Origin of the sequence: Nonlabens dokdonensis, from assembly GCF_002162835.1 — a bacterium.
GTDB classification, from domain to species: domain Bacteria; phylum Bacteroidota; class Bacteroidia; order Flavobacteriales; family Flavobacteriaceae; genus Nonlabens; species Nonlabens dokdonensis_B.
The window spans coordinates 1-2,614 of record NZ_MAAX01000203.1; the positions used below are offsets into that span (position 1 = coordinate 1).

1 protein-coding gene and 1 rRNA gene are annotated in these 2,614 nt (G+C 36.8%); both read right to left on the reverse strand.

Annotation, left to right across the window (positions count from 1 at the left end):
• Positions 1-967: ribosomal RNA gene (locus A9Q93_RS13535) — 16S ribosomal RNA — on the reverse strand; the annotation flags it as partial.
• 464 nt (positions 968-1,431) lie between these two features.
• Positions 1,432-2,614: cell wall metabolism sensor histidine kinase WalK (locus tag A9Q93_RS13540; protein ID WP_303687935.1), on the reverse strand; the 1,183-nt coding region annotated here is incomplete at its 5' end.

Sequence of the window (2,614 nt, forward strand, 5' to 3'; positions counted from 1 at the left end):
GCGTATCATCGAATTAAACCACATGCTCCACCGCTTGTGCGGGCCCCCGTCAATTCCTTTGAGTTTCATTCTTGCGAACGTACTCCCCAGGTGGGTTACTTATCACTTTCGCTTGGCCACTCAGTACTCAATTGTACCAAACAGCTAGTAACCATCGTTTACGGCGTGGACTACCAGGGTATCTAATCCTGTTCGCTACCCACGCTTTCGTCCATCAGCGTCAATATATTGTTAGTGATCTGCCTTCGCAATTGGTATTCTATGTAATATCTAAGCATTTCACCGCTACACTACATATTCTAACCACTTCACAATAATTCAAGACTAACAGTATCAATGGCAGTGCCGGAGTTAAGCCCCTGCATTTCACCACTGACTTATCAGCCCGCCTACGGACCCTTTAAACCCAATGATTCCGGATAACGCTTGCACCCTCCGTATTACCGCGGCTGCTGGCACGGAGTTAGCCGGTGCTTATTCTTATAGTACCGTCAACTTCTTACACGTAAAAAGATTTCTTCCTATACAAAAGTAGTTTACAACCCATAGGGCCGTCTTCCTACACGCGGCATGGCTGGATCAGGCTTGCGCCCATTGTCCAATATTCCTCACTGCTGCCTCCCGTAGGAGTCTGGTCCGTGTCTCAGTACCAGTGTGGGGGATCTCCCTCTCAGGACCCCTACCTATCGTAGCCATGGTAAGCCTTTACCTTACCATCTAGCTAATAGGACGCATACTCATCTATCACCGTAACCTTTAATTAATAAACCATGCGATTTAATAATACTATGAGGTGTTAATCCAAATTTCTTCGGGCTATCCCTCAGTGATAGGCAGATTGTATACGCGTTACGCACCCGTGCGCCGGTCGCCATCATCTAGCAAGCTAGATATGCTGCCCCTCGACTTGCATGTGTTAGGCCTGCCGCTAGCGTTCATCCTGAGCCAGGATCAAACTCTTCATCGTCGAATCTTTTTAAAGATCATTTAATATGATATTAAATAAATCGACTTAATTAGCTTTGTGCTTATTTTATTTTTGGTCATCACAATACATCACTATTCGTATTGTAATTTTGTCAATCAATATCTCAATGAACATCTTCAAAGTTTTAAAACTAAAATCTAACACCAAATCTTCACGATTTATCTATTGATTTTCTAGCCTTTTTTGAAGAACATTTGCTTATTTCAACACTACTTGTTTTCCTAAGCGGTTGCAAATATACAGACACTTTCTTTTACCAACCAAACTTTTTAAAGAAAAAAATCAAAGTTTTTTTAAAATAATTACTAAATTACTTAAAATCAAATGTATACATTTCAAAGTTTTTTTACTTTTTTTTTCTTAACCGATTATAAAGCAATTCTAAAGCTCCTTTTATTTAGAGATAGAGAAGTAATATCTTTAAAATTGTTTTGCAACCATGATTATTCAATTGACTGTGTTAACTGAAATGTAAAAGAGCTTCCTTTTCCTTTTTCACTCAACACATGAATTGTTGAATTATGTAATTCAATTATCTTTTTAACTATTGCCAACCCTAATCCAGCTCCTTTTCCATCGAAGTTTGCGTGAGATTGTTTGAACCTATCAAATATGGTATGTTGATCCACTTCAGAAATCCCTGCTCCAGAATCATTAATACTTATTTTACAATTATTATTGTGTTCATTAAGCTTAAGAGTAATCCAACCATTTTCAGGTGTAAACTTTAAAGCGTTGTCAAGCAAGTTTTGTAGTGCTCTTTCTATCAAACTTATATCAGCGAACACGATTATGTTTTTGTTTTGAAATACATTTAATGATAACGTAATGTTCTTATCATCTGCTAGGATTTGATACTTTGAAACTAAATCTAAACATAAATCCGTAATAGAGAAAGGTTCCTTTAGTGGTTCTATTTGTTTTGCTTCTAGTTTACTGTATTCAAAAAGTTGTTCTACTAGATTAGTCAACTTATCGCTATTTGAACTAATCACTCCAAGATACTTCTGAGACTCTTCTTTACTGAGACTATCACTTTTATCTTGTAATGTCTCTGCATAGCCCTTTAATATTGCTAATGGAGTTCTTAAGTCATGAGATACGTTTGCAACAAGCTGTCTACGTAACTCATCTACTTTCTTTATCTCTTCTAAATTTTGGTTAATGGTATCTGCCATGTCATTAAAGGCATGAGCAAAAACTGCTATATCAGTATCTTCAGGATTATCAATTCGAGCATTAAGATCTCCTTCTTTGAACCTTCTAGCTACTAAAGTTATTTTTCTTAAGTTTTTAGTTAAAAACCAAATAGCTCCTAATCCGATTAACATGGTAAAAAAAGTAGTAAGACCAATTGCGCCTAATCCAAAACTCTTTATATACCTACTAAAAATATTTGCACTAGCTGTTTGATAGGCTTCACCAGATAAGATGATATATATGTATCCATCTTTAATATCATTCTGAAAAGGTGCCACCGAAAATATTTTCCTTTCTTCTGGATGTCTAGGATCATCTCCCAAACAAAAACCTTTTCCTCCACTAGCTAATAAATCTTTGATCGGTTCAACGTCCACATATTTTGAAGGTTCACTAGGGTCATGTTCTAGTACTACCGAATACAGA